Origin of the sequence: Embleya sp. NPDC050493, from assembly GCF_044458105.1 — a bacterium.
Classification (GTDB): Bacteria; Actinomycetota; Actinomycetes; order Streptomycetales; family Streptomycetaceae; genus Embleya.
Genome location: NZ_JBITHP010000058.1, coordinates 1 through 20,397, shown reverse-complemented (window position 1 = coordinate 20,397; position 20,397 = coordinate 1). Strand labels below are relative to the sequence as shown.

Sequence of the window (20,397 nt, the reverse complement as noted above, 5' to 3'; positions counted from 1 at the left end):
CGGCCGACAGTCCTGTCGCCGCCAATGCCATCTGGTGCCGCTTCATCGCAGTACCGCCTTCATGCCTTCGGGAAAACAGGACCGTTGGTGAGGGTCTCACTGCGCTCTCCATGCGCAAATGTTCGCAACAGTTACTTTTGTGAACACTTTAGGCAATGTTAGGCAACATCCGAATGTGTGCGGACGGCCGAGTCCGCGGATCCTCGTCAGCGGCGCCGGCCATCGAACCGCAACTCGTCGATTGCCTTGGATCCGGCGCCTCGGATCCGCCACCGCTCCCGGACCGGGTCGAGCGACCGCCGCCCCCTGTCGGGCCGGCTCGCCATCCATTGCACGCCGGCCGCACGGGGGCTCGGTCACGCGCGGCGCGCCGGGTGACGCGCCGGGGGAGGGGTGCCCGGGCAGTGTCAGCCTGCCATCGCCGGAACGTTGTTGCGCGAGTATCGAGAGGCGGGGACGGCGATCGGCAGCATCGCCTGGACGGTGCGGCCGGCGCCGCAGTCTTCGACGTCCACCCTGCCAGCGAGGCTTGCGACGATGTCCAGGCCCCGGCCGTGCTCGTCGGGGTCGCAGACCCGCGGCCGACGCCGGGTGCCGTGGTCCCCGTGGTCGTCCACCACGATGTTCAGCACACCGGCGTCGTTCGGCGCACCGGCGTCCAGGACCAGGCGGACCGTCATGACGCTCCGGCCGTACTGCGCCGCGTTCGCGGCCAGCTCGCCGACGATCAGAACCGCGGAGTCCCGCTCGTCGCCGACCAGGCCCCAGCGGGCGAGCACCGCGCCCGTGAAGCGCCGGGCATCGACGACCCGGACGACCTGGGCGGGCAGGGCGATCACGGCGTGCCGTTGGTCGAGCGACAGCGCGGGGCGGCGGACTCGACCCCGGACGCTCGCCTGCGATCCGCCGGGCGCGACCTCGACGCGACGCTGCGGGGCGTCGACGACGCCGGCGTTTCGGTATGGGCACATCTCGGGTGCCTCCAGATCGTGCAGCTCGGCCGGTGGCCGGGCGGTCGTGCCGTGCCGTGCCGGGGGGTTTCGGGCTCTACCCGTGATCCAAACTACCCCTTGGTCCAATAGGTGTAAATAGTATCTTCCGGGACTTAGAATAAGGAGAACGACCAGACGCTCAGGAGTTTCATGCTCAAGCGAACGGCACGGGACATCCGCCGGCAGAACCGGTTCGAGGTGCTGCAGAGCACGTACGCGGCGGGCGAGCACGTGAGCCGGCAGCAGATCGCAACCGCGACCGGGCTGTCCACCGCCACAGTCGCCAACCTGACCGGCGAACTCCTCGACGTCGGCGTGCTCGTCGAGGTCGGACGGGAGGACTCCGGCGGCGGACGCCCCCGGGCGCGCCTCGCGATCAACGCGGAGCGGGGCCTGCTGGTCGGCGTCGACGTCTCCGAGGACTTCGTCCACCTCGAGCTCTACGACCTCGCGATGAACGCGCTGCGCACCGTCGAGCGACGAATGGACCCGCAGGGCAGCTCCCCGAGCGACGTGGTGGAACACATCACCCTGGGCGTCGAGGACCTCCTCGCCACCCCGGACGTGGATCCCGACCGGGTACTGGGCATCGGAGTCAGCCTGCCCGGACTGGTCGAACGCGAGGGTGGCGTCTCCGTCCTCGCCGTCTACGGACACTGGCGCGACGTACCCATGAAGGCCCTCCTGGCCGAACGGCTCGACTTCCCGCTTCACGTGGACAACCCGCTCAAGGCCAGCACGGTTGCCGAACTGTGGTTCGGCGCCGGACGCGACGTGGACGACCTGGCCGTCGTCACCCTGCGCACCGGCGTCGGTGTCGGCGTGGCCATCGACGGATCGCTCTACCGCGGCACCACCAACAGCGCCGGCGAATGGGGCCACATCATCCTCGTGATGGACGGACGGACCTGCCGATGCGGCAACCGCGGATGCGTCGAGGCATACGTCGGCGCCTCCGGCATCCTGCAGACCCTGCGCGAAACGGACCCGGACCACCCGATCCTCACCATCGACGACCAGATCACCGCCATCGAGGCCATCGCCGACGCAGCCCGCCGACACGACCCCGTCGCCGAGCGAGTGATCGAGGAAACCGGCCGCTATCTGGGCGCGGCGGTCGCCACCCTGATCAACATGCTCAACCCGACCAGGATCGTGCTCGGCGACTGGGTCGCCGACCGGCTCGGCGAACCGCTGCTGACCGCCACCCGCGACGCCGCGGCGCACTACGCACTCGACCAGCCGTTCGGAGCGGTGACCCTGAGCCTGTCCGAACTGCCGGACAACCCGGTGTGCCTCGGAACAGCCACCTTCGCCCTCGAAGGCTTCCTCAACGACCTCACCGCACACGCCGGCCGGTTCCCTGCCCGGCCCACCGCACGAGCGCTCACCCGCTGAGGCTGAGGCTGGAATGTGCGCCGACAGTGGAAGCGCGGAACTTCGCGGGTCAGCGCGTCGCGACCAGGCGGTCCAGGTCGGTGGGTGTTGCATTCTCGCCCGCAGGTCCCCTTCGGCCGTTCGCGCGGAGATGCCCCGCGGGCGCACGCCTGGATCGTCGGGCACTACCCGTCGGCGAGGCGTTGGATGGTGGTGCTCAGCCAGGCCTGGAGGTCGGCGGGGTCGCCGAGTTCGGAGCGCAGGAGTCGGCGGCGGGTCGAGACGCCGAGCACGAAGGCGTCGATCGCTGCGGCTCGGCTGCGGGCCTCCGCGTCGTCGAGGCCGCTGTCGCGCAGGTAACGGTGCAGCGGTTCCAGGGAGTTGCTGTCGAGGAAGGTGGCCAGCGCCTCCGCCGCCTCCGGGCGTTCGCCGGACGCGCGTTGCAGCACGAGCAGCGGATCCTTCCCGGGCGCTTCGAACCAGCGCTGGACGATGCTTGCCGCGAGGCGCGAACCCAGCCTGGAACGGTCGCCGTCGAAGGAGTCGGAGACGGGGATCTCCACCTGGGTTGCGGCCAGGAATAGGCCGTCCTTGCCGCCGAAGTAGCGCGTGATGAGGTTGGGGGACACGCCGGCCGCGTCGGCCACGCCCTTGACCGTGATCGCCGCGTAACCGTGCTGGGCGAACTGGTGTCGTGCGTGCTCCAGAATCCGCTGCCTGGTGGCGGCCGCATTGCGCAAGGTCATGTGTACGAGCATACACATCATGTGTACGCTGATACACATGGACGACGAGATGCGGGAACGACTCCGGCGGACGCGGCGTGTCACGACCCCGTGGAGTGACGACGGGGGACGGGGCATCACCGGCACCCGCCTCGACGAACTGCTCGAACGCTGGGCGGACGGATACGACTGGGACGTGCACGAGCGCCGCATCGACGAATTCCCGTGGGTGACGGTGCGGGCGGGCGACACCGACCTGCGGGTGATCCACCAGCGGTCCGCGAATCCCGGCGCCCCGGTGGTCGTGCTGCTGCACGGCTGGCCGGACTCGGTGTTGCGATTCGAGCGCGTCCTGCCTTTGCTCGCGGACATGCACGTGGTGGTTCCCGCGCTGCCGGGCTTCCCGTTCGCGGCCCCGCTCACCCTGCCCGGCATATCGGCAAATCGGATCGCCGGGATCGTTGCGGGTGCTCTGGATGAACTCGGTTACTCGCGGTACACGGTGTCCGGTGGCGACGTGGGAGGCACCGTCGCGGAACTCCTCGCGGCCGAACACCCGGACCGGGTCGCTGCCCTGCACCTCACGAACATCGCCCCGCAACGTGCGCTCACCGCGGACCCGGCGAAGCTCGCGCCGGACGCGGCGGCCTACCTCGGCCGGGCGGCGCAGTGGTTCCGGACCGAGGGCGGGTACATCGCGGAGCAGTCGACGCGGCCGAACACGCTCGCCGTCGCCCTCGGCGACTCCCCCGCCGGCCTCGCGGCATGGATCGTCGAGAAACTGGAGACCTGGTCCGACGAGTCGGCCTTCACCCCGGACGAACTCCTCACCTGGGTCACCGCCTACTGGGTCACCGGCACGATCGGCACCTCGTTCACCACCTATGTCGAACCGGTCGCCCTCCCCGACCGGATCGACACGCCGACCGTGCTCTCCGTGTTCCCACGCGACATCAAACCGGAACCGCGAAGCTACGCCGAGGCGTTCCTGAACGTTTGCGACTATGTGGAACACGGTGCCGGCGGCCACTTCGCGGCCTGGGAACAGCCGGAGGCCTACGCCGACGACGTACGCCGTGCGGTCGGGCTGGGCGGCTGAAACGGAGCTTGCGGACGCTCCACCACCGCAACGACGCCAGCAAAACTACGGGAAGAGACGACGGGAAGACGACGGGAAGCCGCCAAAGCCTGGACGCCTGTTCTAGACGTTGTGGCGCGCCCCGAGGCCGACGGTCCCATCGGATTCGATCGCGGCCAGGGCGTGGTCGACGTCGTGGTGTTCGGCGACGACGAGGGACAGGCCGGTCACGCGCAGCATCTTGCGCAGTCGCTCGGGTGGGGCCGCGACGACGACGGTGCCCTGGTGCGTGCGGGTGCGTTGGAGGAGGGCGACCAGGACGGCCAGGCCGGTGGAGTCGGAGAACCGCAGGTGGGCCAGGTTCAGAACCACATGGTGGAATCCCTGGTCGATCAACTCGAAACCGCGCCCGCGCAGTCGGGACGCGGTGTGGTGGTCGAGGTGACCGCGAACGTCGACGACCGCAACGCCCGGACGTGGGGTGTGCACGGTCAGAACGAGGTCGGGTTCAGGCACGCCCATCGGATCGCCGCCTTGCCGGTCGGGGATGTCCACAGCGTTGTACTCGGTTGCTTTGGTTGTGTCGCACGCTTCAGCGTCGAAGGCGGGCGCGGACGCATTCGCCCGCCGCGTGCTGTTCGACGGTCCACCACGTGGTGAGCATGTCGAGCAGACGCAGGCCGTGGCCGCCGTAACCGTTCGCGGGGCGCTGGAGGACGAGGAGATCGGGGGCGTGATCGCCCACCGAGATCTCGACTCCGTCGGGGATGGACGCCGCCTGCGACGGACGGACTCCCGGGCCGGCATCGAAGTCGGATCCGTTCGCCGGTTACAGCGTGCCGGCGGGGCCGGTGCCCGGGCTGCCCGGGGTGCCCGGCGCCGTATTGCCGTAATAGTCGCCGATACGGGTGCGATGCTCGTGGTCGTCGAGGTGCTTGTCCTTGTCGAACTCGGGCGAGTTCTTGATCTCTTCCTTGGTCCGCGAGACGTGCACGACCTTGTTCTCGGTGTCGATGCGCGAGATCGTGCCCGCGGGCAGCAGGACGTGCTTGCCGAAGATCCACACGCCCGTGTCCACCACGAGATAGGACGCGTCGACGTCGTCGTTGTGCTTGTCGACCTTGCCGATGTGGCCGTCGGTGGCATCGACCTTGTAGCCGACCAGGCTCGTGCCGGCGGTGTGGCCGGACTCGGGTCGGTGACCCCACACATTGTCGGCGGTACTCACAGAAACCCTCCTCGGGTATCGACGGCCCCGCGGCAGACGGCGAACCGCCGCCCGCCACCCGGACTCGTCCGTGCAATGGTTCTGCGCACGCCTGCCCCACCGTTCCTGACCCACACCCGCGATCCGAGGAGACGACGGTATTCGGGCGCTTGGTCGCCCTCGCCCGGGAACGGAAGCGTGGCGGCGTTCGGGTCACCGCCACCGCCACCGCCACCGCCACACCGGAGCATCGTGTTGCCGTCGCCACTGCCGCCGGAAGCAGGGTTGTTGCCACCGTTGCTGCCGTTGCCACCGTTGCTGCCGTTGCTGCCGGAGACGCCCGTGGCGTCGGAGCCCACCTGGGTCACCCACGCGGGGACGGTGCAGGAACCCGCCGCGCCCGTGTAGTCGAACGTGCAGGTCACCAGGGTTGCCGGACCGCATGCAGGTGCCGGTCGGTGACCGACACCGCGCCACACGACGACCCGAATGGTCGAGCCATTCGGACGGGTCACGCCCCCTCCGGAGTGCGGCGCGCGATGCCCACGACACACTCCGACCGCTGCTGAAACAGTGACATGCGTCACGAGCACGCGCGAGACCGTGGGAGCGTCACGCCCTCCGGGCTTCGCCTACTTGTCGCGCTTTGTCCGACTGGGGCAATCAATCCGCTTCGCAGCCGAATTGAGCATCCCGACGTACGGGATCCCATGCGTCATTTCCGATGGCCATTGGCGTTTCCGATCGCCGATCACCGATTTCGCACCACGTGGTGACCACACCGCCGGCATGACTGTCCGCCCCGAGTCAAGTCGGCCCTCCGGCTCCGCCCCGCAGGCGGCCACCGACACTTGCGAGCCCATTCCCGGACTTCCAACAATGGCGGCCCGCCGGCGTCCGACGGCGCTGGCAACAGGACGCTACGCCGAAACCAAGTGAGGTCACGCATGCGGAAGCCCCGTCACCGTAGGACGCAACACAAGAAGAAGGTGGCCATCGCCGCCGCCACCCTGGGCATCATCGGCATACCCACCGCCGCCATGGCTTGCCTGGCCCCCCAGGGCCCGGGCGCGACGAAGAACGTCGCGGGCGCGACGAGGAACGTCGGCGACCGGAGCACGCACCCCTCCTCCAGTCTGCCCCTCCCCGGCATACCGGTCCCCGGCTGGACGGACAGTGCGGCCGATCCGACCGGGGAAATCCAGCCGACCGCGAGGACCACTCACACTCCGCACAAGTGGAAACCCACCGGGACGACCAAGCCCCCCACCGCAACGACAGCAACACCGACACAACCTGCCGCGACCCGACCGACCAACCCGGTCGGCAAGCCGACCACGCAAGCAAGCGAGCCCCCCACGCCGACGAAACCGACCACCGAAGCAAGCGAGCCCCCCACCCCGACAAAGCCGACCACCGAAGCAAGCAAGCCCCCCACGCCGACGAAACCGACCACCCCCGCCGGCACGCAACCAGCGACCACCCCGGCCGTTCCGCCCTCGAGCCCCGCCGCCGAGGTGGTGACCCTCGTCAATCAGGAGCGCGCCAAGGCAGGATGCCCGGCACTCACCGTCAACACGAAACTGACGGCCGCCGCCCTGCAACACAGCCAGGACATGGCGGCCCACGCCAACATGTCGCACACCGGCTCCGACGGCTCCGACCCGGGCGAGCGCATCACCCGCGCCGGCTACACCTGGACGACCTACGGCGAGAACATCGCCCAGGGCTACAGCACGCCCCAACAGGTCATGACCGGCTGGATGAACAGCCCCGGACACAGGCAGAACATCCTCAACTGCTCCTTCAAGGAGATCGGCGTCGGCCTCGCGGGCCCGAACTCCTACTGGACGCAGAACTTCGGCACGGCCCGCTGACACCACCGGCCCGCCGACCCCGCCGGCCGGTCCCCGACACCCACAGCGCCGGCCGGCGGGCGCGGATCGCCCACGGCACGCCACACCTCCCGGCGCCGATCATCCCCACCAGGCACGCCGCTCCCCGCGAGGCCAACGGAAGACTCGGCACCGTCGAATCGGCAGCCCGGTTCGACCCGGATCCCATCCCCCACGACTTGCCGCACCCCATCGTCGACGCGCTCGCCATCCGCCTGCGATTCGTACGTGCCGAGGCCGGGGCCTCACCCGTCCGCCGGCGTCGGTCCGAACGCGCCGAGCAGTTCGTCGAACTCCGCTTGCAGCAAGGGCACGTGGGCATCGGCGCCCGGCAGCACCCAGAACCTGTCCTCGCGGATCGCCGCGGCGACCTGTTCGCCGGCCTCCCGGGCGCTCATCGCCCCCGCCTGTGACCTGCGCATCGCGTCGATCACGTCCCGCGCCGCCGGAGGCGGCCGGCCGTCACCGGCGTCCGCGGCGGGGCGGGCATTGACCCGGTCGAGCATCTCGGACCGCACCTTGCCCGGACACAGCAGCGACACCCCGACCGCGGTTCCCGCCAGTTCCGCGCGAAGTCCCTTGGTCAGGCCGACGATGGCGTGCTTCGTGGCGCTGTAGGGTCCGGTCATCGCGCCGCCGATCAGGCCGCCCATCGACGCGGTGTTCACGATGTGCCCGCCTTCCGGTTGCGCGAGCATCAGCGGAACGAACGTCCGTACGCCGTGCACGACTCCCCACAGGTTGACGTCCACGACCCACTGCCAGTCGACGAGTTCGGTCTCCCACTGCCGGTTCAGCGTCCACACCCCGGCGTTGTTGCAGGCGACGTCGACCCGTCCGAACCCGGTCAGCGCGGCATCCGCGAGGGCTTGGACGGCCGCCGCGTCCCGCACGTCGGTGGGCACCGCCAACACCTCGGCGCCGTCCGCTGCCAGCGTCGCGGCTGCCGCCTCGAGCCGTTCCGCGTCCCGGTCGGCGAGGACCACCCGCATCCCCTCCCCCGCGAGTGCCTGAGCGATGCCGTAGCCGATCCCTCCGGCCGCCCCGGTGACCACACCGACGCGGCCCACACGTTCCCGCATTCCGCTCTTCCCGTCCGGGCAACCCGCACCGACCGCCCTCGCCCGCGCGTCCGCCGCCCGGGAACCCGGGACCTCGACGTGCGAGGCCCCCGGATCGAGGTTCGGGTGTCCGACCCGATTCGGCCTGGCGGATCGCCCTCTCTTCCAGTCTCCCGGCCCCGTCGAATCCGGCACCCTGTGGAAGCCTTCGGCACTTCCGGCGGCCGCGGCGAACGCCACATCCGACACGGCGGAGACCATGCCCCGACGCGGGCGCCCCCGAACCGTTCCCGAAGCCGAGATTCCCGAGGGGCGATCCACCGGATGGCCATCCGGCGTCCGAGTCGGGACGACGCTCGGCACCAGGGCCGAATCCGGATACGACGCCACACCACGAACCCGCGGAGACGGCCAGGCGTGCCCAACGGGACGTCACACCGCAGCGGGGCCGCTCCGCAGGCGCGCACCGACGCGGCGCGCGTGCCCGATTTCGACGGCCGAGAGCGCCAGCGTGAGGACCCACAGGCCCAGTTGCATCTTGTCCCGGAGCGGGTCCGGCACGTTTGCTAGGTCGTCGGCGACCCCACCCGAGATCCACTCGACCAACACATTGCCGTACGAAGAGGTGCCGTAGACGAAGGCGGGTGCGGCCAGTGGCGCCAGATAGGGGTGCGCGACCCGAGCCCCGAACAGGTCGCCCACCGCGGCGGTGAAAATCATCGCGAGGACGGACAGCGCGGCCACGACACCTGCCACCAGAACCAACGAGGAAATCAGATGAAACAAGACATGGGATCCCCCGGTGCGATGTGCCGATTCGATGCTGTACCAGACGAATCCGAACGTCACCGCCGAGACGATCAGGGTGACCAGGGTGTACGAAAGCGGTCCCGCAGCGCGGTCGTCGCCCATCACGAACCGCCGCAGTGCGGGTCCTCGCGGCGGGCCGGACAACAGGGCCAGGACGAACCCGACTCCGAGCACCACCACACCGGCCACGACCGCGCCGGCCATGGCCTTCGCGACCAGGAGGTTGAAGGCCGCGTCGACGCCGTCCGGCGCCCATCCATAGCGGATCACCAAATAGAGCAGGAGCGCCGTGGACAGCGCCGCGCGGACCCGTCCGATGATGTCGAAGGCGTCCGTCCCGCGCATCGGATCGGTGCGGTATCGCGACAGAAACGCTCTTCCGGCCACGAGGACCCCGCCGGTGAGGGCCGCGGCAAGCAGATACAACACGACGTGCACCAACGAACCCTCCCCCGTACACCAGTCGATGCGAGTGGCGTCCCGAAGGCTTCCATATCACGCGACGCGACGGCAAAAGTGTTTCGACGCAGCTCGGGGAACGCATCTCGCAACCGCGCCTCCTCCGGGCGACGAACCTTGCGAGGGGCGGGGGCGGGGGCACCGAGGAGGGCCGCCGCCTGCCGAGCCGCTGCCCCCGAGGCACCATGCCGGGGCTTGCGGCCGGCCGCACAGCGGCCACGGGTGGGCGGCGGCGCCCGCCCCGCTCAGGATTCGTCCGCGTCCTCGCCCCAGTCCCGCAATCGGCGCAGCGAGTGTCCGGTCGCCGACTTGCACAGGAACTCGGCGCGCTCGTAGGACAGTCGTCCCCGCCCGGTCTGCGGGCAGACGTCTTCCGCGCCCAGGATGCCCGCCCGCGCCGGACCCGGGCGTCGGTCGGCGAGGAACACCGGGCCGCGGGTGCGGCCGTCCAGGAGTTCGGGCAGGAGCGCGGCCGTCCCCGACCGCCAGGTGATCCACGTGCGACGCCGATCCGACCGCCGGTCCGCCTGCCGGTCCGCACGGCGGGCTCGTCGCTCCGCCAAGTCGAGGTCTTGGACGTTCAGGGCCAGCACGGCCGCGACGGTGGCGCCGGACTCGCGCAGCAGCATCCACAACGTGCGCTCCCGCAACGGGGCTTCCGCATCTCCCGGCCACGCCGTTCCGGGCGGGACCGGCATGGGCGCGGGGCGGTGTTCGGGCGTCCGCTGGGGAACGGCCGCGTCGAGACCCGGGGTATCCGCCCACGCCCCGAACGCCCGTACGGCGGAACGGTGCCGGTTCCAGGTGGCCGCCGCCACGCCGTCCCACGACACGCGGAAGGCGCCGGCGATCTGATCGGCCGTCAGCGACGCGAGCGGCAAGCCCACGCCCAGAGACAACCGCAGCCGCCACAACGTCTGTCCGTAGGAGCGGGCCGTCGCCGGCGCGAGTCGGTCCTGGGCCAGAAACGCGTCGATGGCCTCGCCGAACGTCCGCGTGGACGCGTCCCCGATCGGGATCGCCTCGGCACGACGCGTCAGAAAGGCGCGTTCGGCGGCGTTTTTGGTCAGCAGCGCCGCCCGCTCGAACTCGCGGCGTGCCTCCTCGCCGCGCCCCAGGCGCAGCAGCAGGTCGCCGCGCACCCCGGGGAGCAGGTGGTAGTCGCGGAGTGCGGGGTCCGAGGTGAGCGTTTCGACGAGGGCGAGGCCGGCCGCGGGGCCGTGCGCCATCCCCACCGCGACCGCCTGGTTGAGCCGCACCACGGCGGTGGGCAGGAGTCGGGCCAGGGCGGCGTACAGTCCGGCGATCCGCACCCAGTCGGTTTCCTCGGCGGTACGCGCCTGGGCGTGACAGACGGCGATCGCGGCCTGCAACACGTAGGGCCCCGGCCGACCCGGCATACCGACCGTGCGGGCCCGCAACATCGCCGCGAAGCCGCGGCGGACGAGCAACGCGTCCCAGCGTCCGCGGTTTTGCGCGTGCAACGGAACCGGTTCGCCGGCGGGGCCGGTGCGCGCCGCCGTACGGGACGCCTGGATCTCCATCAGCGCCACCAGGCCGTGCACTTCCGCCTCGTCCGGCACCGACTCGGCGAGCAGGCGCCCCAACCGCAGCGCCTCCAGGCACAGGCCGGGCCGCATCAGGTCCTCGCCCACGGTCGCCGAGTAGCCCTCGTTGAAGATCAGGTAGACGACCTCCAGGACCGAGGACAGGCGTTCGGCCAGCTCGGCGCCGTCCGGGAGTTCGAAGGGCACCCGCTCCTCGGCGAGCGTGCGCTTGGCCGTCGCGATGCGGCGGGCGATCAGCGGCTCGACGGTGAGGAACGCGCGGGCGATCTCGGATGCGGTGAGTCCACCGAGCAGCCGCAGGGTCAGGGCGACGCGTGCCTCGGTCGGCAGGACGGGGTGGCAGGAGACGAACATCAGCCGCAGCACGTCGTCCTGCCCGGACGCCGGTTCGGCGGCCCCGAGGTCGTACTCGGGGCCGCCGACAGCGTCGTCCGTCCGCCGCCGCTCGGCCAGGTCGTGCGCGAGCGCCCGGCCGTGTTCCGCCGACCGCCGGTCGCGGCGGATGTGGTCGACGGCGCGGCGCTTGGCGACGGTGGTGAGCCAGGCACCGGGATTGTCCGGGACCCCCGACTGCGGCCACTGCTCCAGCGCCGCGACCAGCGCGTCCTGCGCCAGTTCCTCGGCCACCCCGACGTCGCGCACCATGCGGGTGAGGGCGGCCACGATCCGGGCCGACTCCATCTTCCAGATAGCGTCGACCGTGCGGTGAACGTCCGTCACGGACCGAAGACCTGCTGGATCACGCTCTCGCCGTCACCGACGATCCTGCGGAACCGGCGGCCGAGTTCGACCGCCTCCTCCTTGGACCGGACCTCGACCAGGGCGAAGCCGACGACCGCCTCCTTGGACTCGGCGAACGGGCCGTCGGTGACGGTGATGTCGCCGCCCTCGGAAACCAGCCGGACGCCGCTCGGCTCGAGGCCGCCGGTGGCCAACAGCACGCCCGCGGCGCTGAGCTCCTCGATGAAGGCACCCATCTCGGCGAACAGCTTCTCGTCGGGGACCTTCGCGTTCTCCGAGGCCTTGGACGTCATCAGGTAGCGCATGGGGTTCCTCCGGTTTGGTCTCGCCCGGCCGGATCGCCGGGGCGCACCGACACGTCGCGTCGGCCATGTGACAGGGAATCGCATTATTCCCTGTCGCATCGGCGGATCGACGACGGTGCGAGCCCCGGGGAAGAAATCCGAGGCTCGCCCGCCTCGCGAAGGAGCCGCCCGTGAGTGCATCCACCGGGGACATCCGCCCCGTGCGGTGCGCGTCGTGGGAACGCACGGGTCGTCGCGCAACGAGGTGGGCGAATCACCCCCTGCGGTCGAAGGTCACCCCCTGCGGTGCCTGCAAAAAGTTGGCCGGGACCGAAGAGTCGTGGACGGCTCGACGCCTCCATGACCCACGAACAACGAGGAAACGAGACGGTTCGATGCGCATTGTGATTGGTCAATTCGTCAGCTTGGACGGCGTCATGCAGGCCCCGGGCCATCCGGACGAGGACACCGAGGGCGGGTTCGCCCACGGTGGCTGGACACACCCGTTCTTCGATCCGCAGGTGATGGGCGGCGCCCTCGCCGAGTGGGCCGCCGACACCGACGCGCTGCTGTTCGGACGCCGCACGTGGCAGGGCATGGCCGCGGCATGGCCCGAACGGGCCGGCGACCCCTTCGCCGACCACATGAACTCGGTCGCCAAGTACGTCGTCTCCGGCACCCTGGACGACGACGATCTCACCTGGAACAACACCACCCGCATACCCGGCGACCAGGCACTCGACCGGATCCGCAAGCTGCGCGGAACCGAGGGTCGGGACCTGGTGGTGATGGGCAGCCTCTCGCTCGCCCGCACCCTCCTGGCCGAAGGGCTGGTCGACGAACTGCGGCTCATGATCATGCCGGTGCTGGTCGGTGGCGGAAAGACGATGTATCCGGTCGACGGCACACTGCGCACGCTCGAACTGGTCTCGACCACGGTCGCCGCCACGGGCGTACACGTGTGCACCTATCGACCGGTGACCGCGGCGTAGTTCGCACCCGGGACCGGGTCCCACGGCGCGGCCGGGAACGCACCCGGCCGCGCCTGCACGGTACGGCCACGCCGCGCCGGAGGAGTTCCGACAGAGGAGTTCCGCCAGAGGAGATCCGCCAGAGGACTTCCGACATCCGACAACCAGTTCGACCCACGCGGCGATCAACCTCGGTCGGGTGATCCGTCCGCGCCGCCGATCGGCGTCACCACGGGCGTCGATCGGCATCGCGGTGAGTCGACGCCGATCGGGGCGCGGGCGATTCCCGCCCCACGGGCCGACCAGTCTCGCCCATCCGCCGATCGCACGAGGGGACGGGTAATCCGGCGCGGACGACGGTGTGTCGGCGAGGGAAGGTGGGCGTCCCGATCGCATCTTCCTCGATCGGGACGTCCGCGCCGCACGCTACCGGGTCGGTGACCGAAATCGATCATTCACAGCCGCCAAAAGATAGGTTGCCCGGTGATGTCCGGGCGCGCCGCCCGATGCGCACCGCCCGTCCCTCCGCCCGCATGCCACGACCGCTCCGGTCACCCGGCCATGTCGTTGCTCGGATCGGCCACCACGAGATCCCCGACGTGTTCGGCCAATGTTCCGCGCCTTCACCCGGCGACGGGCCGCCGCGGCGGCGCGGGGCGGACGCGCCGCGCGATCGGCGTGGCCCGCCTGGACGCGAGCACCGGCCAGGGCCCTCCGGTCCAGGGCGGGAGCCACCGGTCGAAGGCCGGTGCGCCTGACCGTATGGCGCGTTCGCACCGGCCTTCGGGGATCGGTCAATTCGGGTGCTTCACCCACGGAGACTTCGCATACCCGCTGTCGACGTGGAAGACCTGGGGCTTCCCGTACAGGTTGCGAACGCGGATGGTCCAGACGGCCACTCCGTGCTCCGGCTGCACCACCACCTTGAAGTCCGCGGGGCGCCCCGCGTGGCGCCACTGCGCGCAGGCCTCGACGCAGGCGGCCACCAGTTCGGCGAAGTACGTCGTGAGCTTGACGCCCGAGGGCGCCTTCCCGGTCTCCTCCTTCATGTGTTTCAGACAGGCGAGGTCGGTCTCCATGCTCGCCGTGCAGAAGGCCCGCGGAACCCACGACTCGTGGATGGGGATCCAGGTCAGCGCGGTGACTCCGCCGGGACACTGGATCTCCACGTAGCCGAGCTTGTGGATCGTGGCACACACGAAATCCCACTCGACGCCGCGCCACGCGAGCACGTTGACCGCCTTGGACAGTTCGAGCGTGGTCGACTTCGCCGGCATTCGCTTCTTGAGCGCGGCGAGGATCGTACTGTTCTGGCAGTGCACGAGGACCTGCGCGATCTCCTCCGGCTCCAGGCCCCCGATGCACATCAGCCACGGCTTGCCGTAGAACGCGACCATCGACGTGCATGTCTTCAGCGCGGGCGTGCCCATCCCGGACAGGCACGTGAACCGGTCGACGACCTCGGGGCGTACCAGGCTCACGCTGCCGCACAGATTCAGGTTCGCCGTGACGACGGCGCTGATCGGCGCGGTGCACAGGTTGGTGATCTGCTGCTTCTGCTGGTCCTCGGAAAGCGTGTGGGACGTGCCGAGTTGCACGTCGATCTGCTCTCCGAGTCGGACCGGGGTGACCTGGAGCAGGGGCACGGCGACGCTGCGGTGCTTGACCAGCGGAACGGTGAGCGGTTCGAGAATCGTGGTGAGCTGGAACGAACCGATGCAGAGCACGGCGGCGTCCGCCTCGGCAACGGTCGCGGCGAGTTCGTCGAACGCCGCGGTATACGAGGCCAGTGCGGTCGTACGGTGAGGTTCGACGGTGGTCGAGCGCTGGGCGAACGCCGTCAACTTGGCATCCGCGCTCGGCAGCGCGGCCAGAAGGGAGTTCATCAGCTTGGTGGACGAGGTGAACGCTCCGAGCCGATCCTTGGTGGCGGTCCTGAGCCGTGCACCGGTGACGTCGGCACACATGATGTCGTCGTGCCGAACCGACGACAGTTCCGCGAGGGCATCCTTTACGGAATCGTCGAAGAGGACCTTCAGGTCCTCGAACATCTCCTTCGCCAAGTGGTCGATGAGTGCGACCATCTGGGCCTTCCACAGCGCCCGGCGCGTCGGGTCGACGATGTGCGCGAGCTGTGCGTCGACCTGCTGGTTGGCGTTGTCCTTCCACTTCTGCATCGCGCTGTTCGCCTGGCCCCGCAGCACCGCATGCAGTGCGGGCTTCAGTTCGGCCTCGTTCGCGGGCCGCTCGGGCGGAGCATCGCCTGCCCCGCCGATCGTGTGCTCGGTCATAGCCGCACCCCCCAATCCCCCGCCGCGCTCGACGCCACGACGAGACAACGTCGCGGCGGGCGACGGCACCCGACAATTCTGACAGCGAACCAACTCCCCGCGGGACAAAAGGCGTTGATTCGGTACGTCGACAGCCAAGCGGACAGGAGCGCAGCCCCTGCCGGGAGATCCGCCAACCAGCCCACCTCTGTGGTTCTCGAAGGACTTCTCCGTCGATGTCAGCGGTGATCGCCATCATGGGGACATGAGCAACCCGAATCTGGCCACCGGCAGTGTCTGGCGACTCCACCGCGGCGACCATGAGGTTGCCCGGCTGGCGGTGACCGGCGCCGATTGGCCCTGGATGCACGCCGACGTCGAGACACCTCCCGGCTTTGAAGAGTTCCGTCCGCTGTTCGCGGAGCAGGAGCGGGCCATCGACGAAGAGGCCTGGGAGCAGATCGACGAGTGCTACCTCCGGATCCGCAGTGCGCTCACCATGACGTTTCCCGACGGAAATCCCGTCGCCGAGTTCATGCTGCACATCCACGACGACGGCACCGCCGGCCGGCGCTGGCACGACGAGCCCTTCGACACGGTGGAGCAATGACGCGCCGGCTTCGCTGCTTCTGGGACGGGAAGGCCGTCTGCTTCTACTTCGAGCTGGACACCGATGGGCACGTGATCCGGCAGGTCGAGTTGCAGGAGCCCGGCAGCAAGGCTCTGGCCGCCGCGTCGCTTGCCGAGTGGCAAGAGGCCCGAAGTGCCGGTCAGCCGGCTGACTACGAGAGTGTCTACGGTCTGACTGCGGAACTACCCATCTCCGAGTGGGAGGGGCATGACCCGCAATGGTTGTCGGCCGGTGAGTTCGAGATCGTTTGGTCGACCGCCCGTCGGCAGCTTCAGGATCGTCAGCGGTGGCATCCTTCCTGAGCACGCCCACTGCTGCGGGCTCTGATCAGGAAGCTGCCATCTTCAGTGCGAAACCGGGCGTCAAGCGTCTCGCCATCCTGACAAAGCCCTGCTCAAGCGGCATCACCCCCGCCGTGATCAACGAGACACGCCATCAACGCCACCTTCGGGTCTTCCGCGACGCCTTGTCACTCCACCAGTGAGTCGCGGGTCAACCTGTCACCCCGCAGGTCAACGGGCCCGCCTCGGCAAGATCTAATGAGACGGGACACTCGTTGCCGTGCTCGGATGCGGAAGAAACCGTTCGCGGCCTCTCCTCGTGGGCGGCTAACGTTCACTGGCGTGGACATTGAGGATCCCAAAGAGCTGGTCCGGCGTGGGTACGACGCACTCTCCCTCCGCTACGACCAGGCGTACGGCGCCGAGACGAAGTACCAGCCGTGGATCAGCGAACTCTCTGGTCGTATCCCGGCCGGCGGCACGGTGCTGGATCTCGGGTGCGGAAGCGGGGTCCCCGTCGCCCGCGCGTTGGCGACCGCAGGTCACCGTGTCACCGGTGTCGACATCAGTGAGGTGCAGATCCGCAGGGCTCAGGAGTTCGTGCCGCAGGCCGAGTTCATCCGCGCCGACGCCACGGCCGTGGACTTCGCGCCGGCCTCCTTCGACGCGGTCGTCGCCTTCTACGCACTGATCCACATCCCGGTTGACGAACAGCTTCCCCTGCTGCGGAAGGTCTCCGGATGGCTGCGACCTGGCGGTTGGTTCCTGGGCACCACCGGCCATCGGGCCTGGACCGGTGTCGATGAGGACTGGCTGGGCGGCGGGACTGCTATGTGGTGGAGTCACGCGGACGCGGCCACGAACCGAACCTGGATCATTCAAGCCGGGCTGACGGTCGAGCAGGAGGAATTCGTGCCCGAAGGCGAGGGCGGTCACGCTCTCTTCTGGGCCCGACGCCGCTGACGCCCCTTCTCGGTCGCTCGCACGGCCGTCTCACCTGACGGGCGGCCTGGAGACGTTCTACGACGGGCTGCGCCCGCCCGGTTGGCGGCAGGAGGCCGGCAGCCTGGCCCTCTCGCAGGGGATCAGCGTCTTCCCTTTCCTGTGGTCCCAGGAGGCCCATGCGGATCTCGCGGCCACGAGTCGACGGGCGGTGCCCATGCGCGAGGTCCTCGGGGCTGCAGCCGAATCCGTCAGTCGAACGGGGTCAACCGATCCCGGATTCCTCGGCGACGTGTGAGGCCGCCTCGGCTCGGAACCGGGTTTCCGCGACTGCACCAGCGGCCAGGCCCGCCACCGGTCAGCCATCTTCGACCGCTGACCGGCAACATCGACGGAGGCAACCCCGCGGAAAACGGTGCCGAGTGGCGACGCCGACCGAGACTACGTCGAAGATCCGTCTCACTCGACCTTGCATCACCGCTGGTCGCAGCCTCGGCTACTGGCGAGATCAACCAAGACGGGACACCGCGGGTGGGTCGCGGTCCGCGTGGACCCCGGGGTGGGTGGGAGTCCTGGTCGCGCCACAGGCGTGCATGAATCGGGCGAGGCCGTGGAGCCATCCCCTCGCCGAGCGGCCGTCCTTGCCGATGGTGAGGGCGAAGTAGCCCAGGCGGGTCCAGGGGAAGACCATGTCGCCGCCGGGCCTGGTCTGTTCGATCCAGGCCCGAGGAACGCGTTCGAACGCGTAGGTGACGATCAACCAGTCGAAGGGGGGCCGCCGGGGCGCAGCCGAGGGCGCCGTCGCCGCCCCGGACCTCCACGCGCGCTCCGACGGACGCGAGCCAGGGTCGCGGCTGCGGTGGTGGCGCGGGTGAGGTCGGTTTCGACGCTGGTGACGTGACCGGTGGAACCGACGCGGTGGGCGATCAGGCCGGCGTTCCCGCCGATGCCGGTGCCCAACTCCGGGACGCGGTGGCCGGGTTCGAGGTCCAAGGAGTCGAGCATGTCGACGACGATCGACGTGCGGGACAGGGACGAGGACGGAACGCCGTCGGTGATTTCGGTGATCGTCATCCGCATCCACATTGGCTCGGACGAACACGGGGACGCCTGCGAGCGGGTCCTCGAGTGCCGTTGTCGTTCGATGCCTCTCAACCACCTTTGACAGAACCGGGGTTCGGAGAGATGCTAACGATGTTAGATTATCTAACGTCGTTAGGAGTTCGGATGGGAAGACGGGAAGAGGTTCGTCGGCGGACGTTCGCCGAGATCCTGGACGTCGCCGGCCGAATGGCGGAGGCCGAAGGCTGGCGGGCCGTGACGATCCGGCGGATCGCCGCCGAGATCGGCTACAGCGCGCCGGTGATCTACCAGCACTTCGCGAGCAAGGAGGCCGTGCTGCGGACGCTGCTGGAGCGGGCCAATGCCGACCTGCTGGAGCGGATGCGGTCCGCCGTGGTCGACGAACCGGCGTCACGCGGGCCGCATCTGGCCGCCGCCGCGTACCTGGAGTTCGCCCGCTCGCAGCCCGGCCCCTACCAACTCGTGTCGGGCGGTGCCGGCACGGGCGTCGACGCCGCCACCCGCCGTGCGGCCGCCGCCGAAGTGCTCGCCTTCACCCGCCGGGTCGTCCACGCGTGGGCGGCCGACTCCGCATCCGGGCCGATCGACCTCGACGATGCCTGCGATCTGCTGTGGGGCACGCTGCACGGTCTCGCCGGCATCGGGTCGATCGAGGACGTCGGATTCGACCGCGCCCTGCACCTGGCCGAACAGGCGGTATCCGCACTGGTCGGCTACTGGTCCGCCCCGCCCGCCGCCCCCACCGCGCACCACCCGCACGCCCACCGTCCGAACGTCAGGAGAGAGAAATGATCTACCACCACAACCGTTTCGCCTTCAAGGAGACCGTCACCGCCGAGCAGCGCGAGGAGGCCCTGGCGAGCCTGCGCAACCAGGGCGAGTCGATCGACGCGGTCGTGCGGTACGTCGTCGGCAGGGACGTCGGCGGCGACTTCGAGTACGGCGCCGTATTCGTTCTCGAAGACCTCGACGGGTACTGGGAGTACCTGATGGCGCCCTCCCACGCCCACACCGACCGGATCGGCCTGCCGCTCCTCGAAACCTTCATCTCCTACGACACCACCGACAGCGACGACCCCGACATCGCCCGCAAGATCGCCGAACTCCACGAACGCCGCTACGCGGGCAACCCGGCCCTCACCAAGCTCGTGGCCGACCTGCCGTCCTACAGCGGCAGCGCCGCACCGACCCCCAACCCGTAACCAACCACCGAACGCCGCGCGTTCGGCGACCGGCCGGTCGCCGTCGACCCGGGCGGGCGATAGCGGGTCCCGGCCAGTTCCTGATCGGATCCCAGGGCTACGGCGCGTCCACGACCGTCCGCTCCGTGGCCGCGACGGCGCCGAAACCGCGCTGGGCCGGCCACGGAGCGTTGCTCGTCGACGAGAACGGTATTGCCGGCGGCCCCGAGCTCGAGAATCGCCTACCTTCGAGATCACGCTTGCGGCGTCCGGCACCGGACAACAGTCTCGTGGACGGGCCGACGCTGACGGGCTACCACACGTCCTATCCCGCGATGGACCGCGAGAGAACCACGGTGTTCTGGCGCGACGGCAAGCTACTCGCCGTGGACACAGACCTCGCCGGACACGAACTGTTCGCCATGGACGACAGCCGAGCCGTCATCGGTCGTGCGCTCCTGCTGAGCGAAGGCGACGTCGCCGTCTCCCGGGACAACGAGGTCCTGGTGTTCCGTACACCGCTAGGTCCCCTGACCGAGGGCCCCTGACCGTGTGGGGAAGCGAACCTCCAGGGCAATCCTCTGCCGGATTGAAACCGCCGGGGTTACGCCGTCGGAGACAGGGGCTGGGCGGGTAGTTGCCACAGAGCGTTGTGGTATTCGGCAGTAACCGTGCAGGGGGCGTCCCTGTGACGTCCCCACGGATCCGGCTTACTGACGTTTTCGTCGTGATGTCGCTTGGTTGGGTTTCACTTCCTGGGTCGGATGACAAGTTTGGTTTCGGCGAGACATCCCTCGATGAGATGAGGGCGTCGTTGGATGTGGCGGAGGCCGTGTCTGAT

24 protein-coding genes are annotated in these 20,397 nt (G+C 69.5%); 12 read left to right on the top strand and 12 right to left on the bottom strand.

From position 1 onward, the window contains the following. Positions 1–407: 407 nt before the first annotated feature. Positions 408–971 (bottom strand): ATP-binding protein, encoded by a 564-nt coding sequence (locus tag ACIBM5_RS46365; protein ID WP_396012735.1) that lies wholly within the window; start codon positions 969–971, stop codon positions 408–410. A 171-nt stretch (positions 972–1,142) separates the two neighbouring features. Here ACIBM5_RS46365 and ACIBM5_RS46360 point away from each other — a divergent pair, with 171 nt between their 5' ends. Next, positions 1,143–2,390 carry an ROK family protein gene (locus ACIBM5_RS46360; RefSeq protein WP_396012734.1) on the top strand — a complete coding sequence of 416 codons (1,248 nt, stop codon included), beginning with the start codon at positions 1,143–1,145 and terminating at the stop codon, positions 2,388–2,390. A 164-nt stretch (positions 2,391–2,554) separates the two neighbouring features. Here the strand turns inward: ACIBM5_RS46360 and ACIBM5_RS46355 are convergent, their stop codons facing one another. Continuing rightward, positions 2,555–3,115 (bottom strand): TetR/AcrR family transcriptional regulator, encoded by a 561-nt coding sequence (locus ACIBM5_RS46355; protein WP_396012733.1) that lies wholly within the window; start codon positions 3,113–3,115, stop codon positions 2,555–2,557. A gap of 37 nt (positions 3,116–3,152) precedes the next feature. Between ACIBM5_RS46355 and ACIBM5_RS46350 the strand changes: the two genes are divergently transcribed. Beyond that, entirely contained in the window at positions 3,153–4,193 is a 1,041-nt protein-coding gene (locus ACIBM5_RS46350) for an epoxide hydrolase family protein (RefSeq protein ID WP_396012732.1), read from the top strand. Positions 4,194–4,295: 102 nt separating this feature from the next. Here ACIBM5_RS46350 and ACIBM5_RS46345 read toward each other — a convergent pair whose 3' ends face one another. The 3 genes from ACIBM5_RS46345 to ACIBM5_RS46335 form a co-directional block, all read right to left on the bottom strand. Further along, positions 4,296–4,694: an STAS domain-containing protein gene (locus ACIBM5_RS46345; protein ID WP_396012731.1), complete on the bottom strand. Its 399-nt coding sequence runs from the start codon at positions 4,692–4,694 to the stop codon at positions 4,296–4,298. A gap of 70 nt (positions 4,695–4,764) precedes the next feature. Further along, positions 4,765–4,917 (bottom strand): hypothetical protein, encoded by a 153-nt coding sequence (locus ACIBM5_RS46340; RefSeq protein ID WP_396012730.1) that lies wholly within the window; start codon positions 4,915–4,917, stop codon positions 4,765–4,767. An 84-nt stretch (positions 4,918–5,001) separates the two neighbouring features. Next, positions 5,002–5,400: a PRC-barrel domain-containing protein gene (locus ACIBM5_RS46335; RefSeq protein WP_396012729.1), complete on the bottom strand. Its 399-nt coding sequence runs from the start codon at positions 5,398–5,400 to the stop codon at positions 5,002–5,004. 1,499 nt (positions 5,401–6,899) lie between these two features. Here ACIBM5_RS46335 and ACIBM5_RS46330 point away from each other — a divergent pair. Next, entirely contained in the window at positions 6,900–7,256 is a 357-nt protein-coding gene (locus tag ACIBM5_RS46330; protein WP_391589609.1) for a CAP domain-containing protein, read from the top strand. A 263-nt stretch (positions 7,257–7,519) separates the two neighbouring features. On the opposite strand, the gene ACIBM5_RS46325 is transcribed toward ACIBM5_RS46330, so the two are convergent. The 4 genes from ACIBM5_RS46325 to ACIBM5_RS46310 all read right to left on the bottom strand — a co-directional run bounded on the left by ACIBM5_RS46325 (position 7,520) and on the right by ACIBM5_RS46310 (position 12,218). After that, positions 7,520–8,356, bottom strand: a complete 837-nt coding sequence (locus ACIBM5_RS46325) for an SDR family NAD(P)-dependent oxidoreductase (protein WP_396012728.1) — start codon at positions 8,354–8,356, stop codon at positions 7,520–7,522. A gap of 411 nt (positions 8,357–8,767) precedes the next feature. Further along, positions 8,768–9,583 carry a hypothetical protein gene (locus ACIBM5_RS46320; protein ID WP_396012727.1) on the bottom strand — a complete coding sequence of 272 codons (816 nt, stop codon included), beginning with the start codon at positions 9,581–9,583 and terminating at the stop codon, positions 8,768–8,770. Between the two features lie 266 nt (positions 9,584–9,849). Next, positions 9,850–11,892: a DUF6596 domain-containing protein gene (locus ACIBM5_RS46315; RefSeq protein ID WP_396012726.1), complete on the bottom strand. Its 2,043-nt coding sequence runs from the start codon at positions 11,890–11,892 to the stop codon at positions 9,850–9,852. Continuing rightward, positions 11,889–12,218, bottom strand: a complete 330-nt coding sequence (locus tag ACIBM5_RS46310) for a YciI family protein (protein ID WP_396012725.1) — start codon at positions 12,216–12,218, stop codon at positions 11,889–11,891. The genes ACIBM5_RS46315 and ACIBM5_RS46310 overlap by 4 nt, the downstream gene beginning before the upstream one ends. Before the next feature lie 374 nt (positions 12,219–12,592). Between ACIBM5_RS46310 and ACIBM5_RS46305 the strand changes: the two genes are divergently transcribed. Next, positions 12,593–13,189, top strand: a complete 597-nt coding sequence (locus ACIBM5_RS46305) for a dihydrofolate reductase family protein (protein ID WP_396012724.1) — start codon at positions 12,593–12,595, stop codon at positions 13,187–13,189. Positions 13,190–13,962: 773 nt separating this feature from the next. On the opposite strand, the gene ACIBM5_RS46300 is transcribed toward ACIBM5_RS46305, so the two are convergent. Continuing rightward, positions 13,963–15,459, bottom strand: coding sequence for a hypothetical protein (locus tag ACIBM5_RS46300; protein WP_396012723.1), 1,497 nt, complete (start codon positions 15,457–15,459; stop codon positions 13,963–13,965). 244 nt (positions 15,460–15,703) lie between these two features. On the opposite strand from ACIBM5_RS46300, the gene ACIBM5_RS46295 reads away from it, so the two are divergent. From ACIBM5_RS46295 to ACIBM5_RS46275, 5 genes are all read left to right on the top strand, one after another. After that, the gene (locus ACIBM5_RS46295; RefSeq protein ID WP_396012722.1) at positions 15,704–16,048 is read left to right on the top strand and encodes a hypothetical protein; all 345 of its coding nucleotides are present in this window, start codon (positions 15,704–15,706) and stop codon (positions 16,046–16,048) included. Then, positions 16,045–16,371 carry a hypothetical protein gene (locus ACIBM5_RS46290; protein WP_396012721.1) on the top strand — a complete coding sequence of 109 codons (327 nt, stop codon included), beginning with the start codon at positions 16,045–16,047 and terminating at the stop codon, positions 16,369–16,371. The genes ACIBM5_RS46295 and ACIBM5_RS46290 overlap by 4 nt, the downstream gene beginning before the upstream one ends. After that, entirely contained in the window at positions 16,356–16,553 is a 198-nt protein-coding gene (locus ACIBM5_RS46285) for a hypothetical protein (RefSeq protein WP_396012720.1), read from the top strand. The genes ACIBM5_RS46290 and ACIBM5_RS46285 overlap by 16 nt, the downstream gene beginning before the upstream one ends. A gap of 139 nt (positions 16,554–16,692) precedes the next feature. Next, positions 16,693–17,313, top strand: a complete 621-nt coding sequence (locus tag ACIBM5_RS46280) for a class I SAM-dependent methyltransferase (protein WP_396012719.1) — start codon at positions 16,693–16,695, stop codon at positions 17,311–17,313. Positions 17,314–17,347: 34 nt separating this feature from the next. Further along, positions 17,348–17,590, top strand: coding sequence for a DUF2625 family protein (locus ACIBM5_RS46275; RefSeq protein ID WP_396012736.1), 243 nt, complete (start codon positions 17,348–17,350; stop codon positions 17,588–17,590). Between the two features lie 210 nt (positions 17,591–17,800). Here the strand turns inward: ACIBM5_RS46275 and ACIBM5_RS46270 are convergent, their stop codons facing one another. Together ACIBM5_RS46270 and ACIBM5_RS46265 are read right to left on the bottom strand one after the other, a co-directional pair. Next, positions 17,801–18,052 carry a hypothetical protein gene (locus tag ACIBM5_RS46270; RefSeq protein WP_396012718.1) on the bottom strand — a complete coding sequence of 84 codons (252 nt, stop codon included), beginning with the start codon at positions 18,050–18,052 and terminating at the stop codon, positions 17,801–17,803. Next, positions 18,049–18,366, bottom strand: coding sequence for a hypothetical protein (locus ACIBM5_RS46265; protein WP_396012717.1), 318 nt, complete (start codon positions 18,364–18,366; stop codon positions 18,049–18,051). Before ACIBM5_RS46265 ends, ACIBM5_RS46270 begins: the two co-directional genes overlap by 4 nt. Before the next feature lie 153 nt (positions 18,367–18,519). On the opposite strand from ACIBM5_RS46265, the gene ACIBM5_RS46260 reads away from it, so the two are divergent. From ACIBM5_RS46260 to ACIBM5_RS46250, 3 genes are all read left to right on the top strand, one after another. Continuing rightward, positions 18,520–19,167 carry a TetR/AcrR family transcriptional regulator gene (locus ACIBM5_RS46260; protein WP_396012716.1) on the top strand — a complete coding sequence of 216 codons (648 nt, stop codon included), beginning with the start codon at positions 18,520–18,522 and terminating at the stop codon, positions 19,165–19,167. Continuing rightward, entirely contained in the window at positions 19,164–19,577 is a 414-nt protein-coding gene (locus tag ACIBM5_RS46255; protein WP_396012715.1) for a Dabb family protein, read from the top strand. Before ACIBM5_RS46260 ends, ACIBM5_RS46255 begins: the two co-directional genes overlap by 4 nt. A 269-nt stretch (positions 19,578–19,846) precedes the next feature. Then, a complete protein-coding gene (locus tag ACIBM5_RS46250; protein ID WP_396012714.1) occupies positions 19,847–20,104 on the top strand; it encodes a hypothetical protein in 258 nt (85 codons plus the stop codon). Positions 20,105–20,397: the final 293 nt, after the last annotated feature.

What these genes read in the sequence shown, in the direction of transcription:
- ACIBM5_RS46365 (WP_396012735.1), bottom strand. Translation starts at nt 971, where the DNA reads ATGTGCCCATACCGAAACGCCGGCGTCGTCGACGCCCCGCAGCGTCGC.
- ACIBM5_RS46360 (WP_396012734.1), top strand. Translation starts at nt 1,143, where the DNA reads ATGCTCAAGCGAACGGCACGGGACATCCGCCGGCAGAACCGGTTCGAG.
- ACIBM5_RS46355 (WP_396012733.1), bottom strand. Translation starts at nt 3,115, where the DNA reads ATGACCTTGCGCAATGCGGCCGCCACCAGGCAGCGGATTCTGGAGCAC.
- ACIBM5_RS46350 (WP_396012732.1), top strand. Translation starts at nt 3,153, where the DNA reads ATGGACGACGAGATGCGGGAACGACTCCGGCGGACGCGGCGTGTCACG.
- ACIBM5_RS46345 (WP_396012731.1), bottom strand. Translation starts at nt 4,694, where the DNA reads ATGGGCGTGCCTGAACCCGACCTCGTTCTGACCGTGCACACCCCACGT.
- ACIBM5_RS46325 (WP_396012728.1), bottom strand. Translation starts at nt 8,356, where the DNA reads ATGCGGGAACGTGTGGGCCGCGTCGGTGTGGTCACCGGGGCGGCCGGA.
- ACIBM5_RS46310 (WP_396012725.1), bottom strand. Translation starts at nt 12,218, where the DNA reads ATGCGCTACCTGATGACGTCCAAGGCCTCGGAGAACGCGAAGGTCCCC.
- ACIBM5_RS46305 (WP_396012724.1), top strand. Translation starts at nt 12,593, where the DNA reads ATGCGCATTGTGATTGGTCAATTCGTCAGCTTGGACGGCGTCATGCAG.
- ACIBM5_RS46300 (WP_396012723.1), bottom strand. Translation starts at nt 15,459, where the DNA reads ATGACCGAGCACACGATCGGCGGGGCAGGCGATGCTCCGCCCGAGCGG.
- ACIBM5_RS46295 (WP_396012722.1), top strand. Translation starts at nt 15,704, where the DNA reads ATGAGCAACCCGAATCTGGCCACCGGCAGTGTCTGGCGACTCCACCGC.
- ACIBM5_RS46290 (WP_396012721.1), top strand. Translation starts at nt 16,045, where the DNA reads ATGACGCGCCGGCTTCGCTGCTTCTGGGACGGGAAGGCCGTCTGCTTC.
- ACIBM5_RS46265 (WP_396012717.1), bottom strand. Translation starts at nt 18,366, where the DNA reads ATGACGATCACCGAAATCACCGACGGCGTTCCGTCCTCGTCCCTGTCC.
- ACIBM5_RS46260 (WP_396012716.1), top strand. Translation starts at nt 18,520, where the DNA reads ATGGGAAGACGGGAAGAGGTTCGTCGGCGGACGTTCGCCGAGATCCTG.
- ACIBM5_RS46255 (WP_396012715.1), top strand. Translation starts at nt 19,164, where the DNA reads ATGATCTACCACCACAACCGTTTCGCCTTCAAGGAGACCGTCACCGCC.